Raw genomic sequence first — 20,629 nt, 5'->3', positions numbered from 1 at the left:
TAAATTGAGTGATTTGGGAGGATTGCAGATGGAAATTGTATTAATTGGCGCCGGGCCACGTGGCTTGGTTGCCACGGAAAGACTAATTGAACGCCAAAAAATTACTAACCAGTTTGAACAGCTAAACATCACTTTAGTGGATCCATTTGGCATTGGTGGTCGTGTTTGGCAGATGAATCAATCACATGACTTGATTATGAACACTAATCCAGATCATATTACGCTGTTTACAGACAATTCTAGCAACATTGATGGTCCCATTGTCCCTGGACCGAATCTATTTGAATGGAGTCAAGGTGCCGCGGCTGATTTTATTAATTCACAGCAAGTACCGAAAAAAGAAGAATATTTAGCCGAAATTGATACCTTGCAAGGAAATGGATATGCCTCGCGCGGACTTTTTGGGGTTTATTTAAATTGGTTTTTTCAATCCCTAACAACTCGGCTAACTAAGAAAATTAAGTTACAAGTTGTGATTGAAGAAGCACTCGCTGTCACACCACAGGCTAGTGGTGATGCATATGTAGTAACAACTAGTAATCGTAAATTGGTTGCCGATAATGTGGTGATGGCACTCGGACACTGCGAAAATAAGCCGACTAATGAACAAATTAAGCTCAGGAAATTTGCTCAAACAGCTAATATTAATTATATTTATCCGACCCAGCCACAAGAATACGATTTTCACAAACTAGATGCTGGTGAAGCCTTGATTATTCGTGGCCTTGGCTTGAGCTTTTTTGATGCAGTTGCAATGCTAACTAGTGGTCGTGGGGGCAAGTTTGTCCGCGGCGATGATGGTTATTTAAGTTATCAAGCCTCAGGCAAGGAACCACAGATTATTGCAGGCTCGCGGCTTGGTGTGCCGTTGAAGGCTAAGGGACGAAATGAAAAGAAAAATGACGAAACCAGTAGCGCCCATTTTTTCACACCGACCTGGTTCAAGCAAACTAAGGCTAATGGTGGTATTGCCGGGGCTAAATTCGTTCAATTAGCGCATCATGAAACTGAATATGTTTACTATGAGCGGCTGATTCAACAAAAATATCCACAAATCGATGTAGCTGAGTTTTTGCATCAGTTCGTGTCAGCAAGCGATCCAGCTGAAGTTGTCAAACAATCAAAAATCAGTCTGGCTGATTATTTTGATTGGGACCGATTAATGAATCCAGCTAAGTTTATGGGTGATAGTGCTGATCCTAAAATAATGGCTGCTTACCTCAAAAAGGAAATTGATACGGCTAATGAAGGAACAAAAACAGGACCACTAGCAGCTGCATTAGAAGTCTTTCATGACATTCGCGACACGCTACGGCGAATTGTTGATTTAAAATTATTGAGCCCAGCTGATTATCAAGAATACTTTTTAGGTCAATTTAATTATGAAAATTCACATTTATCAGTGGGGCCGCCGGCAATTCGGATTGATGAATTGAGAGCGCTAGTACTGGCAGGGGTCGTAACAATGTTAGGACCTGATATGGCAGTGAATACTGACGCATAAACAGGTAAGTTTGTTACCTGGTCAAACGAAAAATCGCAACAACGGTATGAGGCGAATTATCTGTTAGAAGCTCGGTTGCCGTCGATTAAAGTGGAACAAAGCCAAAATCCATTGCTGCAACGGTTGTTGGCGAATAATTTGGCGCAACCACACGAACTTGTTTTGGCAGATGGGACTCGTTTCAAAACCGGCGCTTTAAATATTGATAGTAGTACGGAACAATTAATGGTTGATAATAAGGTAAATCAACACCTGTTTGTCTGGGGAATCCCTACCGAAGGCAAGCAGTGGTTTACTACCGCAACACCGCGCCCATATATTAACGATTGGACATTTCGTTTTGGGGATGCGATTGTTAGCCAAATATTCAAGTAAATTATTTAAGCGCATAAAAAAACAGCCACCTAAGTAGTCGGTAGTGGCTGTTTTAACACTCAGTATTAGAGTGTGGCGTGATAAACACGCAACGAACGTCTTCCGTTCGCTAAGATTTGGCACCTTCGAGCAATAGTATAACACAATTATGTTCTGGAGGTTAATTTAATGTTGAATAATCGCTAATTTCGTTGGTTTGATCACTCCTCATACTGTTGTTATTTTTTAAGACCGTAAAAATTGGTACACTTGCATTGAGAGATTATAATATGTTTCATGTGAAACAAAACTGAACGGAGATTAGATGAAAGTCGAGAAGTTAACACAAATTGATGAGCAGCAACTAGACAATATCATGGCAATCTGGTTGGACAGTAATGTTGAAGTGCACCATTTTATTGCGGCCAGCTATTGGCAAGATGCTTATGATGAAGTTAAGCTACAAATCAAAAATGCAGATATCTTTGTGGCATATCACGTTGATAAAATTGTTGGATTTGCAGGATTAACTGCTAATTATATTGCAGGTATATTTGTGGTGAGTGAATACCGCAATCAGGGGATTGGTGGTTGTATTATTAATGAACTGAAACGACGATATTCTGATTTAGAGTTGGATGTTTATCAAAAGAATGAATCTGCACTAGTGTTTTATCAGCACAATGGGTTTAAAACTGTCCGGCAATCTATTGAAGCTGCGACTGATGAATTAGAACTTCAGATGAAATGGCAAAAAAATTAAATTAGAGATTGATTATAAAAATTAAAATGGTATGATAAAATCATACTTTATTCGAAGGAGTTTTTAATCATGAAGATTAAGCAACTAACTCAACTGAATAATTGTCGTTATTACTTTCGGTTTTTCCTAGTGTGATTTGTGGAAGCCGAGAGCGTTTTATGGTGATGTAAAACCGGCCGCACAGATCACGTTGATGACTGTGCGGGGGATAAAAAAGTAATTTGCGAACCCCTTGCAGTCATTTATGTTGATTGCAAGGGGTTTTTGGTTTTGGGATGTAGTTTTTGTTGAAACGTGCTAACTAAACCTGCTTCCTAGAGCTAAGTCACATAAGCATCATTCACCAACACTGTGAACAACGCTTATGCAACTTAGCTTACGGAACCTGAACGGTTTAGTTAGCACTCTGGTTGTTGAAACGTGTTAACTCAACCTGCTTCCTAGAGCTAAGCCAATTATGCATCATTCGCTAAAACCGCGAACAATGCATAATCATCTTAGCTTACGGAAGCAACCCGGTTGAATTAACACTCTATATTGAGGGAGGAAAACATGAGTCGTTTAATTGGTCATATGAAGAAAGAATTAGCTGCACTGGCACCATCTGATATTTTGAAGTTTAATCAAGAAATCGCTGAGATTCCGGACATTGTCAAACTTACGTTGGGAGAACCGGATTTCAATACGCCTGAACACGTGAAACAAGCTGCTATTCGGAGTATTGAAAATAATGAAAGTCACTACACAAATTCGCGTGGTTTGATTGGGTTGCGTCAAGCCGCTACCAACTTTTTACAACAAAAATATGGGTTGAATTATGACCCAGAAACACAAATTTTAGTTACCACCGGAGCTACTGAGGCGATTTACTCGTCATTGACAGCAGTTTTAAATCCTGGTGATAGAGTCATTATTCCAACCCCTATTTTTCCACTATACATTCCAATTACGATGCTCAATGGTGCAAAGCCCATATTCGTGGACACATCAGAAAATGGGTTCGTCTTGTCACCGGAAAAACTAGCACAAGCAATTGAAGCCAATAAAGATACTGTTAAAGCAGTCATTCTTAATTTTCCAAGTAATCCGACCGGGGTTACGTATACCCGCGCAGATTTAGAAAAATTAGCTGCTGTGATTTCTAAACACGATATTTTCTGTATCAGTGATGAAATTTATAGTGAACTGACTTATGATGGCACCCACGCTTCAATGGGAGCGGTACTTCCTGAACAAACACTTGTCTTAAATGGCGTTTCTAAATCGCATGCCATGACTGGCTGGCGCATTGGTCTGTTATGTGGACCAGCAGATGTGATTAGTCAAATTGGTAAGGTCCATGAATTTGCGATCACTTCTGCTACCACTAACGCACAAGCAGCAGCACAGGAGGCATTTGAAAATGGGATGGACGACGGTGCCAAGATGCGCGTCACATATCAACAACGGCGGGATCTGTTACTAAATGGATTAGCTAAAGCTGGCTTTACTTGTGCTAGCCCGAACGGTGCATTTTACTTATTTGCTAAGATTCCCGCAACATTAGAACAAGATAGCTGGAAATTTTGCTACGATCTAGCGAATAAGGCGAAAGTTGCTGTTATCCCAGGAGCATCATTTGGCCCCGGCGGTGAAGGATATGTTCGTCTCAGTTATGCAGCCAGTACTGCGGATTTGAATAAAGCAATCGAACGCATCCAAACATATGTCGACGAACAAACAGTCTAACAATAGAGGAGAGATCTCAATGGCTCAAAACATACCAGTGAAATCAACGAAACCAACTACTCGACAAGTGATCATGAACACACTCAATGGTTTGTCAATTGGAATTATTGTGGCGCTGGTCCCTAGCGCATTGCTAAATCAGATTTTAAAGGCTATTTTGCCGGTTTTTCCAGCAGCAAGCTCGGTTATGGCGTTGACCAGTGCAGCCATGGTGTTGTTACCAGCAGTCAGTGCGGTTTGTGTCGGAATGTTAGCACATTTTTCGCCAATTCAAACGACTTCGCTGTCACTGGCAGCCGTGATGGGCGCAGGAAACTTCAAACCAGGAGATAATGGTTTCACTGTCAGCGGTTCTGGCGACGTGATCAATATTGCCATTACAATTTTGATTGGTTACGTGATCATTTTATTGCTTGGCGAACGGCTGAAAGCCTACACGATTCTATTAATTCCAATGATTGTCCTAGTAGTAGCCGGCGGAATTGGAACTCTGACATTGGGACCCGTTAGTAAAATGACCGAACTACTTGGTCTAGGGATCATGCAACTAACCAATTTACAACCAATTGTAATGGGAATCTTGTTGGGAATTATTTTTGCCCTGCTGATTGTTTCACCAATTTCATCAGTAGGGATTGCGGCAGCAATTAATATTCATGGCGTTGCCGCTGGCTCAGCAAATCTGGGCATTGTTGCAGCGTCGTTTGCGCTGGCAATTTACGGTTGGAGGGTCAATTCAGTTGGTACTTCGGTGGCTCATTTCTTGGGTTCGCCCAAAATTCAGATGGCCAATATCATGTCACGACCGAAGTTAATGATTCCAATTAGTATTAATGCTGGTATTTTAGGCGGCATTGGAGCGTTATTTAATATTCAAGGAACTGCTATGAGTGCCGGTTTTGGTTTTTCTGGATTAATTGGACCAATTGCGGCCTTAGATGAAATGGGTACCACTGTAGGTTCACTACTGTTGGTGGTCATCTTGTTCTTTGTTCTCCCAATTGCAATGGGCCTTTTCAGCCACTATCTATTTCCCCACAAATGGAATTTCTTTGATGCAGCTAATTTCCAACTGAACTATTCATAATTTATTTCCCAGGAAATGGTGTTCAAGCTAGTGGTTGACTCAAAACGTTGATTAATTTTTGAATTAACGGGTTAACTTGTGTTCGGTAGGCGAGAACAATGTCAAAATGAGGTTGATCGGAGTCCTCTAGCGCAACGGCGTGGACTTCTTGTTCGCTGGTAAGCGCTAATTCACTCAGCAGGCTGATACCCACGTTTTCATGCACCATTCCTTTTAACACATTAATATCAGGAGTTGTATACACAATCTGCGGCTGAAAATTATTCGCAGCCGTTAATTGGCGAAATGCAGCTGGATGAACGAATCCTTCTTTGAGTGTCACGAAGGGTTCGTTTTTTAGTGCCGTAAATTTAATGGTTGTGCGTTTCTTAAAGGGATGCTCCGGACTAACAATTACTTTAAAATCAGTGCTAGTCAAGGTTAAAGTTTCCACATTTTTAATTTTTAACGGGGCAATCGCGCCTAGTAGTGCCACGTCAAGTTCGCCAGTGGTCAATTTTTCCTGCAATGTAGCTGAGCCGGCTTCCATCGTTTGCAGGTGCGGCATAATATTTTCTCTAATTAGCAATTTAGCTAAGCGAGGAAAATAATAGGTGCCAATAATTGGTGGTAGGCCAAATCGGATTTTTTGCTGGCTCAGTGCGATTAGGTCAGCTTTGGCGGTGTCCAATTCCTGCAAGATGCTTTGGGCGTGTTGATTAAATTCTTGACCTGCCAGGGTTAAGTTTAATTGATGATGTGATTGATCGCGTACAAATAATTGCACGTTCAATTCATTCTCGAGTCGCTTGATGGCATATGTAATAGTTGGCTGACTGATATCGAAGTGGCCAGCTGTTTTGGTGTAATTGCGGTCGGCAACGAGTTGAACAAAGTATTGCAAGTCACGAAAATTCATAACATATCTCCTTTTTGTCATATAAATATATTTTATCATAACAGTGCTGTTTGACTATAGTTTTTGTGTGGGGTTAGACTGCTCTTTGTATTTAAGGAAAGCGAGGAAAAGTCAATGAAACCAGTACAAATTTTAAACGACCCATTTTTAAATAAAGGCACAGCATTTTCACAAGCAGAACGTCAGAGTTTACATTTAACAGGTTTGATCCCACCAACGGTTCAAACACTAGAGCAACAGGCTGAACAAACCTATGGTCAGTACCAAAGTAAACCAAGCAACCTGGAAAAACGAATTTTCTTAATGGAAATTTTCAATACAAATCGAGTTTTGTATTATAAATTATTTAGTCAACACGTAGCTGAATTTATGCCGATTGTTTACGATCCAACGATCGCAGATACAATTGAAAATTATTCTGAACTATTTATTGACCCACAATCAGCTGCCTTTTTATCAATCGATGAACCAGATTCAATCAAGGAAACACTACAAAATGCCGCCGATGGTCGCGATATTCAACTAATCGTGGTCACCGATGCTGAAGGTATTTTAGGAATTGGTGATTGGGGCACAAATGGTGTTGATATCGCAGTTGGTAAGTTAATGGTTTACACTGCCGCTGCTGGTATCGATCCAAGCAAGGTGTTACCTGTTGTCCTGGACGTTGGTACTAATAATCAAACTTTATTGGATGATCCATTGTATCTTGGTAACCGGCACGAACGTGTTCGTGGTGACCAGTACTTTGATTTTGTTGACCAATTTGTCCAAACTGCAGAATCATTGTTCCCAGAAATGTACTTACATTTTGAGGACTTTGGCCGCTCTAATGCTGCTAAAATTTTGCAACGTTATCAAAAAGATATCGTGACCTTTAATGATGATATTCAGGGAACTGGAATTATCGTATTGGCCGGTATTTTAGGTGCATTGCAAATTTCAAAACAAAAGTTAAGTGATCAACGTTACTTAAGTTTCGGTGCTGGGACAGCCGGGGCCGGAATTACTGAACGGATCATGGCTGAAATGGTTGAAGAAGGAATGAGCGAAGACGAAGCCCGGTCCCATTTCTACATGGTTGATAAACAAGGACTATTGTTTGACGATGACGACACTTTGACACCGGAACAAAAGCCGTTTGCACGTCAGCGATCAGAATTTGACAATGCAGACGAACTAACTAGTTTGACGGCTGCAGTGAAAGCAATTCAACCAACTATTTTAGTTGGAACTTCAACTCAGCCAGGCACGTTCACTGAAGAGATTGTGAAGGAAATGGCCGCTCATACGGATCGTCCTATCATTTTTCCACTATCTAACCCAACTAAATTGGCAGAAGCAAAAGCTGAGGATTTGATTAAATGGACCGATGGTAAGGCACTTGTGGCAACGGGGATCCCAGCTGCAGATGTTACTTATAACGGTGTTACTTACCAAATTGGGCAAGCTAACAATGCCTTGGTATACCCAGGATTAGGGCTCGGGACATTAGCTGCTAAGGCGACTGTTTTAAATGATGCCATGATTTCAAAAGCTGCTCATTCTTTGGGCGGAATTGTTGATGCTAGTCAACCAGGAGCTGCTGTATTACCACCGGTAACTAAATTGGCTGACTTCTCGCAGACGGTTGCCCAAGCGGTGGCTGCTAGTGCCATTGAGCAAAAAATTAGTCGCGTAGAAACGAAAGATGCCGCAGCTGCGGTTAATGCAATTAAATGGGAACCTGAATATGCACCAATTTCAACGAAATTAGTTGATTAATTTTATTTAATATTAGACAGGGAGTGTTTTCATGACTGCTTTCATCACTTCGGTGGAAAGTTTGGTTGAGATTATTTTGGTGATTGCGTTGGGTTATTATTTACGCCAACGTAAAAGGTTTGATGATAATTTTAAAGGTAGTATTTCATTTTTGATTATGAATATCGCCTTACCCGCTTCAATTTTTGTTTCAGTACTAAAGTATTTGACACGTGATAAGTTGGTTGAACTATCTGGTGGGCTGCTATATGCACTGATTAGCTTTGCCATTGGCTACCTAATTGCTTGGACGCTCAGCAAAGTATTGCATGTTCGTCCCGGCCGCCGTGGTACGTTTATCAACATGTTTGTTAATGCCAACACTATTTTCATTGGCTTGCCATTAAACACAGCGTTGTTTGGTGTTAAGAGCATGCCATATTTCCTGATTTACTATGTAATGAACACAGTTTCAACATGGGCAATTGGTGTGTTCTTCATTTCCAATGATGATCCAACTAAGCAAAAGGGCGGTGACCAATCATTTAACTGGCGCAAACTATTGCCGGCACCCTTGTTAGGCTTTTTGGTTGCGTTAGTGTTCTTATTGTTGGCAATTCCAATTCCAGGATGGATTGACACAACGTTGAGCATGGTTGGTGGAATTGTGACGCCAATGTCGTTGATTTATATTGGAATTGTGTTATCTGATGCTGGGTTGAAGTCAATTCACTTTGACGGCGATACAATCTGGGCGTTGCTCGGTCGTTTCATTATCGCACCAGCAGTGATGATTATGGTAATTTTAATTAGTGGTCACATTGGTAATACAATGCCATCACTAGAATCAAGTACCTTAATCATCCAATCAGCAGCACCAGGATTGGCGGTTCTACCAATTTTAGCTGGCCAATCACACGGGGATGTTGAGTACGCCACCAATGTGGTCACAACTAGCACGGTTTTGTTCGTGATTGTGGTCCCGATTTTGATGACGTTGGTACAATATATTTAGGCGATTACTGTGCGAAACACATCTCAACACAGAGTGTGAATCAATCCGCTAAGATGTCGGAGGACAAAATAAATGTACCGCCGAGACTGAAACATCTGGTGACACGAACATGGTTTTACGATAAAAATAGATCGTAATCCGCCGAAAAAGACGAGTTCGAAGAATAACACATTCTTCAAACTCGTCTTTTTAATTAACTTGGTAGATTACCAACTAGCTTTACGAACGCCCGGAATCTGCCCTGCATGGGCATAATTACGGAAGTTAATTCGTGACATGCCAAATTGACGTAAATATCCGCGCGAGCGGCCATCCAATGTGTCGCGATTACGATGGCGCGTTGGTGAAGCGTCACGTGGCAATTTGCTGAGTCCTTCATAATCATGATTACGAATCATTTCAGCACGTACAGCAGCGTAGCGCTGAATGGTTGCATCGATTCTTTTTGCTTTTTCAATTTTTGACTTCTTAGCCATTGGTTATTCCTCCTGTTGGTTGGTGACAAATGTGGGTTGCTGTAGTTCTTGATCAATGATAGTTAACGAATGTTGAAGCTCAGCCATTTGAGATTCAATTTGCTGCCGTTGCTGCATTAGTAACTTAGTTCGTTGCATGGTGCTGCTGGAATCAGTATCAGTTAATTTGGCATACTGCTGAATTAACTTCAGTGACATGCCACTTTCACGTAGACAGGTCATCTTTTTCAACCATTGGACCGCCTGGGTTGTAAAATTTCTTTGACCACGACCATCTCGAGTGACATGACAAGTCAGACCCAGATCGTCATAGTAACGTAGAGTTGAAATGGGTAATTTTGTTAATTTGGCAACTTCGTTAATTTTCATTATGAAACTCCTTTGCAACATTCATTTAACTATATTACCTCAAGTTAACTTGAGGTCAAGTAAAAAGTCTCAGTTGAGCAAAATTTATCGCTGGGTGCCTTTGTGCTTGACCCGCTAAACCAATTTATGTATTGTGTTGGGTAATAAACCGTGCAAAGGAGATTTAAGATGTCGAAAATATTTGTAGTGAAATACGCAAAACACTCTCAAAAATAGTTTTTCAGCGGAGCCAGTGAGTTCCGCTGATATAAAAAAGGAGTTTTTACGTATGCAACAACACTGGCAAAAACAAGGTTATTTATTTTTAGCAAGTCAAAATATTTCGTTATTTGGTACTCTGGTGACTGGCTATGCAATCACTTGGTACATCAGTTTAACAACTAATTCAGGATTATGGTTGGCATTGGCAACCGTGAGTACATTGTTACCACAAATTTTAATCACCTTAGTTGGTGGAGCGTGGGCGGATCGATTTTCGCGTAAATGGCTGATTATGGGTTCAGACGGCGCAATTGCATTATTGACGCTTGTACTTGCACTATTTTGGAGCCAAGGTATTCGTTCGCTGTGGCTTCTAATTTTATTTGCAGCGTTACGGTCAATTGGGCAGGGAATTCAACAGCCGGCTGTCAGCTCAGCATACCCACAATTAGTGCCATAATATGAGTTAACACGTATCAATGGAATTAATCAAACCTTGATGTCACTGTCCACAATTATTTCACCAGTAGTTGGGGGCTTAATTCTGGCTAATTTTAACTTGTATTGGGCACTAATGATCGATGTATTCATGGCGGCAATTGAATTGTTATGTATGATCAAAATTACGCTTAATCCGGTGCAGGTTAGTCATAATAATGAATCGATTAAGCAAAACGAGCAAGCGTTGTTGGCAGGATTGAAATATCTATTTAGTAACTTGAAGTTGCGGCGCCTTTTTACGATTAACGCTTTCTCGTATTTATTAATGACGCCAGCTTCAGTGCTGAGCTTACTTCTCATTCAGCGGCAATTTGGGGCTAATGTTACTAACCTGACGTTGCAAGAAATTATGTGGGGCGGAGGCTCCATTATTAGTGGTCTACTAGTAGCTAAGAAAAAAGAATTTAAAGACAACGAACGCGTGCTGGGCATGGCGGTGGGTGGATTTTCAATCGCCATGATCACCATGGGATTTATGCCGACAATGTGGTTGTATTTGCTTACTATGTTTTTGGCGGGTTGGTCATTCTCGTATATAATGACTACGCAAGCTGTGATTATTCAAACAACGGCTGCGCCAGAATTTATGGGGCGAACGTTTTCAGCGTACCAAATGATTGGTAGTTTAATGCTGTTAATTGGCACATTAGGAATGGGCCCATTAGCAGATGTCGTGCCTCTAGTGTGGATTTTTGCTGTCAGTGGATTAATATTGCTGACTGCGGCTGGTTGGTATTTGCGAGCAATTAAACGATAATATATGTAACAAGACTGTGATAGTTTAAACACTATCACGGTTTTTTTCTTCAAATAATTCGATCAATTTTATACTACATAGTATTAAATAGTTTCACGTGAAACTTTGGCTTCCACAACAGGATAGGACTATAATCAAAGCAGATAAATGACGTGGGGATGAGTTAATGTATTTAGGAATTGATTTAGGAGGCACAAACATCAAAGTCGGTCTATTTGATGACCAACTTAACAGCGTTGATGAACTCTGGCGTCCGACGCAATCTGAAACTAATTCAATCACGGTGGTTAGCAACTTGACCAATGCGATTCAAGAACTATTGATTCGCAACCAAGTGCGGCAATCAATGCTCCAGGCGATCGGAATTGGAGTGCCCGGATTGTTAGATATTGCAGCTGGTATCTCCAAATTTTCACCCAATTTCGCTAATTGGGCGGATGTTCCAATTAAACATATTTTTGAAGAACAGTTCCACGTCCCGGTTTTTATTGATAATGATGTTCGAGTTAACTTGTATGGTGAGTGGCAGCGTGGTGTTGGTATCGATCAAACCAATTTACTAATGGTGACGCTGGGCACTGGTATGGGTTCAGGCATCGTGGTGGATGGTCACGTTTTATATGGCGCAACTACCAGTGCTGGTGAAATTGGACATATGAATATGTATCGCCACGGTCGTCCGTGCGCATGTGGTAGTAGTGGTTGCCTTGGCCGGTATGTTTCTGGCCGCGGTATTGTTAAAACAGCACAGGAAAAATTAGCTGCTGGATTCACTAGTATTGTCGCTGAGTGGACTAATAATCAACCAGCACAAATTACCGCCAAAATGTTGTCTGAAGCTGACGATCAGCATGATCAAATGGCGCATGCTGTCTGGCAAGAAACTGGTGAGCTGCTCGGTTATGGGTTGGCAAACGCAATTAATCTTTATAATCCCGCAATATTAATAATTGGTGGTGGCGTGGCCAATGCTGGCGAACGATTGCTAGTTCCAATGAAACGGTCAATTCATCAACACGGATTAAAAATCGCAGTGGCTGCCTGCCAGATTGAAACTGCTAAATTGGGAGATCGGGCTGGGATGATTGGAGCTGCCATTGTTGCTCAGCGGCGGTTAAATAAATCTAGTAAATGATGGTATCAGTTGAGACCCTAAATTAATTCTGCCTAAATTATCCCTGATATATCAACGATTAAAAAAGTTGCCCCAGGTAATCGTTTTAATGGACAAATGTTGCCACAAGAACTATAATTTAAAATGAAATCGGTAACAAAAATATTTGGAGGTGCCCAGAATGACAAAGACAAAAGCAATTATGATCGGCGCAGGGCTGTCGAATATGGCAGCAGCTGTTTATTTGATTCAAGAGGGACATTGGAATGGTGACGCAATTACGTTCTACTCGTTGGATGATCATGGCTCAAATGATGGTGCACCGACAGATGACGTGACTGATGAATATTGGAACAAAAATCATCCGATTGAAAACACCAAGGGCTACGTTGCTCGTGGTGGCCGAATGTTGAACTATCGGACATATGTTGATTTAATGGATTTACTTAGTCGGGTGCCATCTGCGACGGAACCAGGAATGACAGCCGCAGAGGATACACTTGATTTTGATGCCAAGCACCGCACGTTTGATAAGGCCCGACTATTAAAAGGTGGCCAAGGTATTATTAATGGTGGGCATTTAAAACTGAACAATAAAGATCGGGTGTTACTGAGCCGCTTAGTGCTAATGCCTGATTCACAGGAAGAAAAATTAGACAACATTACCATTGCGCAATACTTTAAAAATTCCCCACACATTTTCCAAACTAATTTCTGGTATATGTGGGAAACAACGTTCGCGTTCAGAACGAGGAGTTCAGTGCAGGAATTACGCCGGTACATGCACCAAATGATTTACGAATTTACACAAATCGAGCATTTGGTCGGGGTTAACCGTACTCGTTATAATCAGTATGAGAGTATCATGTTGCCATTGATTAACTATTTAAAGGATCAAGGCGTCAAAATTGTTTTGAATCGTCGGGTTAATGACTGGACGTTTAAAGAGACAACGATGCAAGATGAAATTACAGTGACTGCTTTGACGATGGAGAATACGGAGACTGGCGAAACACAGGAAGTTCCTGTTGCTGATGATACGGCTGTCTTCTTCACCAATGGCTCGATCACGGATTCAGCTACCATGGGTGATTACAACACACCGGCACCAGAGAATATGGATTATGGTGCCGCTGCTGGACTATGGAAGAAAGCAACGGAACGCTTCTATAATTTGGGTAATCCAGACAAGTTCTTTGAAGACAGGGATGCTAGTGAGTGGGTTAGTTTCACACTAACAACTAAGGATCACTTGTTACTAAATGAAATTACCAGAATTACCACGCAGGTGCCAGGTAACGCACTAAATTCGTTTATTTCAACGACGCCAATTACACCGTTGAATCAAGAAGATGTTAATATGTCGATTGTGGTGCACCACCAGCCTCACTTTACGACGCAAAAGCCAAACGAATCGGTTATCTGGGGCTACTTCCTCTATCCACGCCGCACGGGTGAATTCGTCAATAAGCAGTATATCAAGATGACAGGGAAAGAAATGCTGCAAGAATTGATTGGTCAGTTAGCCAAGGTCGATCCGGGACCGACTAATATTCAAGATAAGGCCAAAGAAATCTTTGACAGCGTGATCAATAATATCCCGGTCTATATGCCATATGCATCGGCACTATTCAATAACCGCGCTAAGGCCGACCGCCCAGAGGTAATTCCAACTCATTCGACTAACTTAGCGTTCACAGGTGAGTTTGTGGAACAACCATACCAAATGGTCTTCACGGAACAAAGCGCAACCCGTTCGGGCGAGATCGCCGCATTCCACTTTGCGGGTGTACCAATGGATAAACTGGTTAAAAACCCAAGATTTGATAAGGATCCGGTAGTGCTAGCAAAGGCGACTAAGAAGATGTTTGAATAAGAAAGAGTGCGCAGAGAGCCTGAAAGGTGTCGAGGATTAACATAAAAAATGTCATTATTCACTGAACTCCGTGGGTCATGGCATTTTTGGGGTTAACCGGAAACACCTGGCTCACGGAGCCGATCTAATCAATAAAAGAAAAAAGACTAATAAAAAAAGGAAATCATTAGCCAACCAATAGTGAACTATGGCACAATATAACTAGTTCAAACAAAAGGAGAGTAATTCAAAATGTCAGACAGACTAAAGGGTAAAGTAGCAATCATCACAGGTGGAGTAGCTGGTATTGGTTTAGGCGTAGCAGAATGCTATGTTCGTGAAGGCGCAAAAGTAGTTATCACAGCTAACCACAACGTTGATGGTGGTAAAAAGGCAGTTGAAAAATTCGGGGATGACAAAGCATTATTTGTCCAACAAGATGTTGGCGTAGAAGCTGACTGGAATAAGGTCATCAAAGAAACAATTGCCAAATTTGGTAAGTTAGATGTTTTGGTTAATAACGCCGGTATTGGTGGCGGTGGTGAACCAATTGAATCAATGAGTTTGGATAGCTGGAATAAGACGATGAACATTAACTTAACAGGTAACTTTTTAGGTGTTAAGGCAGCTATTAATGCGATGAAGGAAACGAATGATGGTAATGGTTCAATTATCAATGTTTCATCTGTCGCTGGATTAGTTGGATTGCCGATGGCACCAGACTATTCAGCAAGTAAGGGTGGCACTAGAATGTTCACTCATGCGGTAGCATTATCATTGGCCCAACGTAAGATTAATATCCGAGTAAATTCAGTGCATCCAGGCTGGATTGACACGGCCATCGTGCCAGAAGCAGCGCGCGATGCAATTATTTCAACAATCCCAGTAGGTCATATGGGTGAACCAGCAGATATCGGTGAAATTTGTGTCTACTTAGGGAGTGACGAATCGAAGTATGCCAATGGTGCTGAGTTTACGGTTGATGGCGGAGTTCGAGCATAGAATCAGAGTACGAAAAGAGCCTGAAAGGTACTGATGATTAACTTAAAATATGCCATGACTCATGGGTTGTGTGGGTCGTGGCATATTTTGAATTAACCGGAAGGATCTGGCGCTCGAAGCAAGTCTAATCGACAAAAATAAAAACCGATGAAAAAAGCTCATATTAATTGACCCAATCAAAATTTGGTGTTAAATTGAACCCAAACAAAAAAGGGGGTGATGCTTTGAGTTATGGAGAACATCTTAAGGCATCAGCATCCGTGAATAACGGTGAAAACTACTGATGCGATTTAAGAGAGGGACCGGCAAAATTTAATTGTCGGTCTTTTTTTGTTATTCAGTAGGCAATGACAAGGTTAATTGCTGCCGCAGATAACTCCAATATCATTGAAGCCGACAAATTTTTCTCAAAATTTGTAGTGTGTGATCACACCCCACATGAGACCTGCGTAAAGTGTGACCCATTTACTTAATTTCAACATGATTTTGTTAGACTACTAAGCCTATTGAGACCACAGTAACTAGGTTGCTGAAGGTAATGAAAATACAATGAGAAGGCGTACATGTGATAGCAAAATAGTTTAGATTTGTGGACAATTCAAGCTTTGATAAAAAACAGGATCGGCAATCAAATTGTCGGTCCTGTTTTAATTAATAAGCATTATTCAAACTCGCCACCATATGGATCTCTGATCTTGCCACTTTGATACACCATCGTATCCGCATGGTCGGTTAGATCCGTACCGTGTTCATTGTTGTAGTCAACAGTTGACTGATGGATTCCAGTAAAAAAATAGAATGTGCCAAATTCATCACTGCCAGTATGATCATACGTCCAGATTAGCGTGTCGCCATCAGCATCATAATTTTGTGCCTTTAAATAATTATAGGCATCTTCTTTGCTGTTTATTTTGTTAGTTGAACTAGAACTATTGGTTGAACTAGAACTAGAACCAGAGGAAGAAGCGCTATCGTTATTACTGATTGTGGCTGAACTTGATTCTTTAGTTTGAGAGGAATACTTAGCCTTCTTACCCGATACAATTTTTGAAAAGCCAGCTTTTAATGCTGTATTACTAGTAACTGAAAAATTGAGTTTGCTAGTGGCATTAGTTTGTTCAGTCACCAGTACAACTGGTTTTTTATTATGAATCGTAAATAAATATAATATCCTATTATTGGAATTACTGGTATTACCATATATGGCGACAACCTGATAGTTTGCAGTTTTTGATTTATTTTGGTACCAAGCTAAAGTTGTTACATCGTCGTTAATGGTTGCTTCAATGTTCTTTAGATCCGTTGGCAAGGTTAGATCGAAATAATCAAGTTGATTTTTAGAGGTTCCACTTTGGTAAGTTTGTCCCATATCAGTTTGCCAATCATCCATAAAATCAGCCAAACGAGCGTTTTTATCAGTATTCCAAATTGATTTTTTATTGGTTGTAGTTTGTTTCGTAGTCGTCTGTGGTTGTGCATCATCAGTTTGATAAAAAAGATGATATCCACCAAATCCAATAATAAAAATCACCAAAACCGTACCAATGACTTTCCAAACTAGCGGCAGTTTCGTCTGTTTCCCCATATGTTTCATAAGTAGATCTCCCAAGTAGTAATTTATTAGTTTGATTGTACCATTTACATTGACACAAATGAATTGGGAAGATTAATTGAGTCAAAGTTTGACTTTACAATTTTAAATAAGCTACTAATCTCTTGAATACCCTTTCGCTGGGGTACAGAGTCAGTATAAAATGGTAATTGTGTTATGTACGTAAAAATATAGATATTTAATTAATAAAAGCTTTTTTATAATGCATGAAATGCAGAGGAGAAAACACGATGGCAATTCAATCTAATCAAGAGTTATATACGCGGCTATGGAATGGAGCCGAACAGCTACGTGGTTCAATGGAGGCGGCAAAATATAAGGACTACATGCTAGGTATCATGTTCTATAAATTTCTCAGTGATAAAACGTTACAAGCATTTTCGGAAACGGCTGAAATTGATGAGAACGTATATGAAACATATATAGGATATGCGTCAGATACAGAAGTTATGAAGGAAGTATATAAAGCCTTAATTGAAGATTTAGGTTACTATGTACAGCCTAATGATTTATACCAAACTTGGCTGAAAAATATTGCTAACAATACGTTTGAAGTCGCTAGCATCGAAAACGCAATTAGTAATTTCCAACGTAACGTTCAGCAATCCATCAATCGGCACGACTTTGATGGTCTATTTAGTTCGCTCGATGTTAATAGCCCGGACCTGGGTAGTGATTTAAATAAACGAAATAAAAATCTGCGTTCACTAATTAAATTATTTGCAGATTTAGATATGACGGAACTGCAGAAGAGTGATGTTCTCGGGGATGCTTATGAGTATTTAGTTGGGCAGTTTGGAATGGAATCAGGTAAAAAAGCTGGTGAGTTTTACACGCCACGACAAGTTTCCGAAGTAATGGCTCAGGTAATTACTAACTCAACTAATAATATTCGTAGTATATACGATCCAGCAGTTGGATCTGGCTCGTTACTCCTAACATTAGCAAGGCATTTAACCAATGCAGATAAGAAAATCCTTCAGTATTTTGGTCAAGAATACAACACCGCTACGTATAACCTTACTAGAATGAATTTATTACTGCATGGGGTTCAACCAGACCACATGACTATCAACAATGGTGATACATTACGGGATGATTGGCCAGAGGATCCAAATAATCCTCAACAAAGTAGACAATTTGACGCTGTCGTTATGAATCCACCATATTCGTATAACTGGAGTCAGGGAACTGATAGTGCATACTCAGAGGCTTCTCTAACTGACCCACGCTTTCAAGATTATGAAGCCTTAGCACCAAAAACAAAAGCAGACTTTGCATTTTTACTGCATGGTTTATACCATTTAGATCAGAATGGTGCAATGGCCATTGTTTTACCTCACGGTGTTTTATTCCGTGGTGGGGATGAAGAAACTATTCGTAAAAATTTGTTAAAAAAGAATCAAATTCACGCAATTATTGGAATGCCATCTAGCTTATTTACGAATACAGGTATTCCAGTAGTTGTCATTATTCTAAAAAAGAATCGTGTATTAAACGGTGAAAAAGATGTATTAATAATTGATGCATCAGACGGGTTTGTTAATGATGGTAAGCAAAACAGACTTCGTGAGCGAGATATTGCAAAGATAGTTGACACGGTTAGTGAGCGCAAAGAAGTACCGGGGTTTAGTCATTTGGCTACCTTGAAGGAGATTGAAGAAAATGAATTCAATCTCAATATTCCTCGTTACGTTGAAAAAATTGAACATGAGGAAGTACAGGATGTTGAAGGTCATCTCAAGGGTGGCATTCCTAAGTATGCGATTGATAATTTAACAGTGTTAAACAAGTTATGTGGTGAAGAATTAAATAATTCGTTTAACGAAATTCGGCCAGGTTATGTAAAACAGGCTGTTGATAATGATGAGCTAAGAAACAGAATATTTAAATCGACAAAATTAGAAGCAGAAAAAAAGACATATACAGCTGCTATTAGTAGTTTTGAAGAAAGATGGTTTAACAAATTAGCACAGGTTGATGCTGCGAAAAACATTGAAGATCTAAAGACTGAAATGGCTGATGAAGCAAAACAACAGTTATCGATTGATGGAATTGTAGATCCATATTCTTCTTATCAAGTTATTGCTAATCTTTGGAACGATAATTTAACAATTGATATCGAGTTAATTCAGAAATATGGCTTAATTACAGCAGGACGTGCTTTAAAACAGCTGTATAAAACAAAGAAAAAGAACAATCAGTCGATCCAAGTTGAAGATGGACAGGAAGGGAGTTTACTCTCTAAAAAACTTGTTCAACAGCATTTATTCGCTGATGATTTGTCTCATTTGCAAGAGGTACAAAATAGCGTTGAGAATGCGCAGAGTGAGATGGAGCAGTTAATCGAAGATGGTAAGTCAAATGACGATTTTGATGGATTGATATTCAGCGAAGGAGAACTTTTATCGAAAAAAGATCAGGTTAAAGTTAAGGATCTTGATAAAACTGCCGATGCTGATGCAATTGAATGGCTAAATTCCTATGCCGATAAGGAAAAAGAGAGGAAAATTGAAAACAAAAAATTAAGCGAACTAACTGACTCTTTGGACAAGAAGACATTTTCAATTTATGAAAATTTATCTGAGCAACAAATTACAGATATGCTTCGAATCAAGTGGTTCGATTCATTTAGAGATGACATTATTAATTTACTTTCTAATAAAATTGATGCTGAATTGAATGATTTGAAAAATCTTGCTGATCGGTATGACGAAACACTGGCAGATATACAAGCTGAAAAGAAAAAAATTGAAGACGAATTCATGGAGCTTGCAGCTCAGTTAGTTGAAGGTGATCCTAATGGGCGATAAAAGTAGGAAATATCCTAAATTAAGATTTCCGGGATTCACTGACCCTTGGGAACAGCGTAAGTTGAATGAAGTCGTTTCACGAAGATCAAAAACATCCAAAAGCAATAGTCTGCCCACGGTAGAATTTGAAGATATAAACTCCGGAGTAGGTACACTTAATAAGAATATATACCGTAAAAGTAGTCATAAATCAGGAATTATGTTCATTTCAGGTGATATATTGTTTGGGAAACTACGACCATATTTAAAAAATTGGCTTCATCCCAATTTTACAGGAATTGCTGTCGGTGATTTTTGGGTTTTTGATCCCCAAAACAATGATGGATCTTTTATATATTATTTAATTCAATCTCCTAAATACTGTGAAATTTCAAACTTATCTATTGGCAGCAAGATGCCAAGATCTGATTGGCAAATAGTATCTAATACATTTTTTCATATTCCTAATGTTGAAGAGCAGTCATTTATTGGGAAGATTATAAAATATATTGACAACCTTATCGCTGCCAATCAACGTGAAGGTGAAAAACTAAAAACTTAAAAAAATCATACATGATTAAATTATTTCCAAAAAATGGGAAAAAATTCCCAGAATTAAGATTTCCTGGATTTACTGACGCTTGGGAACAGCGTAAGTTGGGAGAAGTCGCAGATATTATCGGTGGTGGAACTCCAAGCACTAATGTTTCTGAATACTGGAACGGTGATATTGATTGGTACTCACCCGTTGAAATCGGTAACCAGATTTATATCGATGAAAGTCAAAAAAAGATCACTGGACTTGGTTTACAAAAAAGTTCAGCTCATATATTACCAGTGGGAACAGTGCTCTTTACT

General features: G+C 39.9%; 17 protein-coding genes and 1 pseudogene. 14 read left to right on the top strand and 4 right to left on the bottom strand.

Annotated features, from left to right (window positions below; all coding sequences use genetic code 11):
* Nucleotides 1-28 precede the first annotated feature (28 nt).
* The 5 genes from WDC_RS02680 (at nt 29) to WDC_RS02665 (ending at nt 5,436) form a co-directional block, all read left to right on the top strand.
* Nucleotides 29-1,504 (top strand): FAD/NAD(P)-binding protein, encoded by a 1,476-nt coding sequence (locus WDC_RS02680; protein WP_052497774.1) that lies wholly within the window; start codon nt 29-31, stop codon nt 1,502-1,504.
* Between the two features lie 75 nt (nt 1,505-1,579).
* The gene (locus WDC_RS09360; RefSeq protein ID WP_052497773.1) at nt 1,580-1,879 is read left to right on the top strand and encodes a hypothetical protein; all 300 of its coding nucleotides are present in this window, start codon (nt 1,580-1,582) and stop codon (nt 1,877-1,879) included.
* Nucleotides 1,880-2,183: 304 nt separating this feature from the next.
* On the top strand, nt 2,184-2,621 hold the full coding sequence (locus tag WDC_RS02675; protein WP_044010275.1) for a GNAT family N-acetyltransferase: 438 nt from the start codon (nt 2,184-2,186) through the stop codon (nt 2,619-2,621).
* 573 nt (nt 2,622-3,194) lie between these two features.
* Nucleotides 3,195-4,349, top strand: a complete 1,155-nt coding sequence (locus WDC_RS02670) for an aminotransferase class I/II-fold pyridoxal phosphate-dependent enzyme (protein ID WP_082040899.1) — start codon at nt 3,195-3,197, stop codon at nt 4,347-4,349.
* 19 nt (nt 4,350-4,368) lie between these two features.
* Nucleotides 4,369-5,436, top strand: coding sequence for a PTS transporter subunit IIC (locus WDC_RS02665; RefSeq protein ID WP_044010273.1), 1,068 nt, complete (start codon nt 4,369-4,371; stop codon nt 5,434-5,436).
* A gap of 22 nt (nt 5,437-5,458) precedes the next feature.
* Here the strand turns inward: WDC_RS02665 and WDC_RS02660 are convergent, their stop codons facing one another.
* Complete coding sequence (locus WDC_RS02660; protein ID WP_044010272.1) at nt 5,459-6,334, bottom strand: LysR substrate-binding domain-containing protein; 876 nt, start codon at nt 6,332-6,334, stop codon at nt 5,459-5,461.
* 78 nt (nt 6,335-6,412) lie between these two features.
* Between WDC_RS02660 and WDC_RS02655 the strand changes: the two genes are divergently transcribed.
* Nucleotides 6,413-8,098, top strand: coding sequence for a malolactic enzyme (locus WDC_RS02655; protein WP_263640390.1), 1,686 nt, complete (start codon nt 6,413-6,415; stop codon nt 8,096-8,098).
* A gap of 31 nt (nt 8,099-8,129) precedes the next feature.
* Complete coding sequence (locus tag WDC_RS02650) at nt 8,130-9,092, top strand: AEC family transporter (RefSeq protein WP_044010270.1); 963 nt, start codon at nt 8,130-8,132, stop codon at nt 9,090-9,092.
* A 206-nt stretch (nt 9,093-9,298) separates the two neighbouring features.
* Here the strand turns inward: WDC_RS02650 and rpsN are convergent, their stop codons facing one another.
* Together rpsN and WDC_RS02640 are read right to left on the bottom strand one after the other, a co-directional pair.
* Nucleotides 9,299-9,568 carry a 30S ribosomal protein S14 gene (gene rpsN / locus WDC_RS02645; RefSeq protein ID WP_044010269.1) on the bottom strand — a complete coding sequence of 90 codons (270 nt, stop codon included), beginning with the start codon at nt 9,566-9,568 and terminating at the stop codon, nt 9,299-9,301.
* 3 nt (nt 9,569-9,571) lie between these two features.
* Complete coding sequence (locus WDC_RS02640; protein ID WP_044010268.1) at nt 9,572-9,937, bottom strand: MerR family transcriptional regulator; 366 nt, start codon at nt 9,935-9,937, stop codon at nt 9,572-9,574.
* A 268-nt stretch (nt 9,938-10,205) separates the two neighbouring features.
* Here WDC_RS02640 and WDC_RS09805 point away from each other — a divergent pair.
* From WDC_RS09805 to WDC_RS02620, 4 genes and pseudogenes are all read left to right on the top strand, one after another.
* A pseudogene (locus WDC_RS09805) lies at nt 10,206-11,396 on the top strand (MFS transporter).
* A gap of 166 nt (nt 11,397-11,562) precedes the next feature.
* Complete coding sequence (locus WDC_RS02630) at nt 11,563-12,531, top strand: ROK family protein (protein WP_044010267.1); 969 nt, start codon at nt 11,563-11,565, stop codon at nt 12,529-12,531.
* Nucleotides 12,532-12,691: 160 nt separating this feature from the next.
* Entirely contained in the window at nt 12,692-14,386 is a 1,695-nt protein-coding gene (locus WDC_RS02625; protein ID WP_044010266.1) for an oleate hydratase, read from the top strand.
* A 231-nt stretch (nt 14,387-14,617) separates the two neighbouring features.
* On the top strand, nt 14,618-15,367 hold the full coding sequence (locus WDC_RS02620; protein ID WP_044010265.1) for a glucose 1-dehydrogenase: 750 nt from the start codon (nt 14,618-14,620) through the stop codon (nt 15,365-15,367).
* Nucleotides 15,368-16,028: 661 nt separating this feature from the next.
* Here the strand turns inward: WDC_RS02620 and WDC_RS02615 are convergent.
* Complete coding sequence (locus WDC_RS02615; protein WP_044010264.1) at nt 16,029-16,961, bottom strand: DUF4767 domain-containing protein; 933 nt, start codon at nt 16,959-16,961, stop codon at nt 16,029-16,031.
* Nucleotides 16,962-17,209: 248 nt separating this feature from the next.
* On the opposite strand from WDC_RS02615, the gene WDC_RS02610 reads away from it, so the two are divergent.
* The 3 genes from WDC_RS02610 to WDC_RS02600 all read left to right on the top strand — a co-directional run.
* On the top strand, nt 17,210-19,792 hold the full coding sequence (locus WDC_RS02610) for a type I restriction-modification system subunit M (RefSeq protein ID WP_052497770.1): 2,583 nt from the start codon (nt 17,210-17,212) through the stop codon (nt 19,790-19,792).
* Complete coding sequence (locus tag WDC_RS02605) at nt 19,782-20,333, top strand: restriction endonuclease subunit S (protein ID WP_044010263.1); 552 nt, start codon at nt 19,782-19,784, stop codon at nt 20,331-20,333. Before WDC_RS02610 ends, WDC_RS02605 begins: the two co-directional genes overlap by 11 nt.
* Before the next feature lie 11 nt (nt 20,334-20,344).
* On the top strand, nt 20,345-20,629 hold a 285-nt coding region (locus WDC_RS02600), incomplete at its 3' end, for a restriction endonuclease subunit S (protein WP_044010262.1).

Origin of the sequence: Paucilactobacillus wasatchensis (assembly GCF_000876205.1) — a bacterium.
GTDB lineage: Bacteria > Bacillota > Bacilli > Lactobacillales > Lactobacillaceae > Paucilactobacillus > Paucilactobacillus wasatchensis.
This window is presented reverse-complemented; position numbering and strand designations above follow the sequence as displayed.

What these genes read in the sequence shown, in the direction of transcription:
- WDC_RS02630 (WP_044010267.1), top strand. Translation starts at nt 11,563, where the DNA reads ATGTATTTAGGAATTGATTTAGGAGGCACAAACATCAAAGTCGGTCTA.
- rpsN (WP_044010269.1), bottom strand. Translation starts at nt 9,568, where the DNA reads ATGGCTAAGAAGTCAAAAATTGAAAAAGCAAAAAGAATCGATGCAACC.
- WDC_RS02610 (WP_052497770.1), top strand. Translation starts at nt 17,210, where the DNA reads ATGGCAATTCAATCTAATCAAGAGTTATATACGCGGCTATGGAATGGA.
- WDC_RS02665 (WP_044010273.1), top strand. Translation starts at nt 4,369, where the DNA reads ATGGCTCAAAACATACCAGTGAAATCAACGAAACCAACTACTCGACAA.
- WDC_RS02615 (WP_044010264.1), bottom strand. Translation starts at nt 16,961, where the DNA reads ATGAAACATATGGGGAAACAGACGAAACTGCCGCTAGTTTGGAAAGTC.
- WDC_RS02680 (WP_052497774.1), top strand. Translation starts at nt 29, where the DNA reads ATGGAAATTGTATTAATTGGCGCCGGGCCACGTGGCTTGGTTGCCACG.
- WDC_RS02675 (WP_044010275.1), top strand. Translation starts at nt 2,184, where the DNA reads ATGAAAGTCGAGAAGTTAACACAAATTGATGAGCAGCAACTAGACAAT.
- WDC_RS02660 (WP_044010272.1), bottom strand. Translation starts at nt 6,334, where the DNA reads ATGAATTTTCGTGACTTGCAATACTTTGTTCAACTCGTTGCCGACCGC.
- WDC_RS02650 (WP_044010270.1), top strand. Translation starts at nt 8,130, where the DNA reads ATGACTGCTTTCATCACTTCGGTGGAAAGTTTGGTTGAGATTATTTTG.
- WDC_RS02620 (WP_044010265.1), top strand. Translation starts at nt 14,618, where the DNA reads ATGTCAGACAGACTAAAGGGTAAAGTAGCAATCATCACAGGTGGAGTA.
- WDC_RS02625 (WP_044010266.1), top strand. Translation starts at nt 12,692, where the DNA reads ATGACAAAGACAAAAGCAATTATGATCGGCGCAGGGCTGTCGAATATG.
- WDC_RS02605 (WP_044010263.1), top strand. Translation starts at nt 19,782, where the DNA reads ATGGGCGATAAAAGTAGGAAATATCCTAAATTAAGATTTCCGGGATTC.
- WDC_RS02640 (WP_044010268.1), bottom strand. Translation starts at nt 9,937, where the DNA reads ATGAAAATTAACGAAGTTGCCAAATTAACAAAATTACCCATTTCAACT.
- WDC_RS02670 (WP_082040899.1), top strand. Translation starts at nt 3,195, where the DNA reads ATGAAGAAAGAATTAGCTGCACTGGCACCATCTGATATTTTGAAGTTT.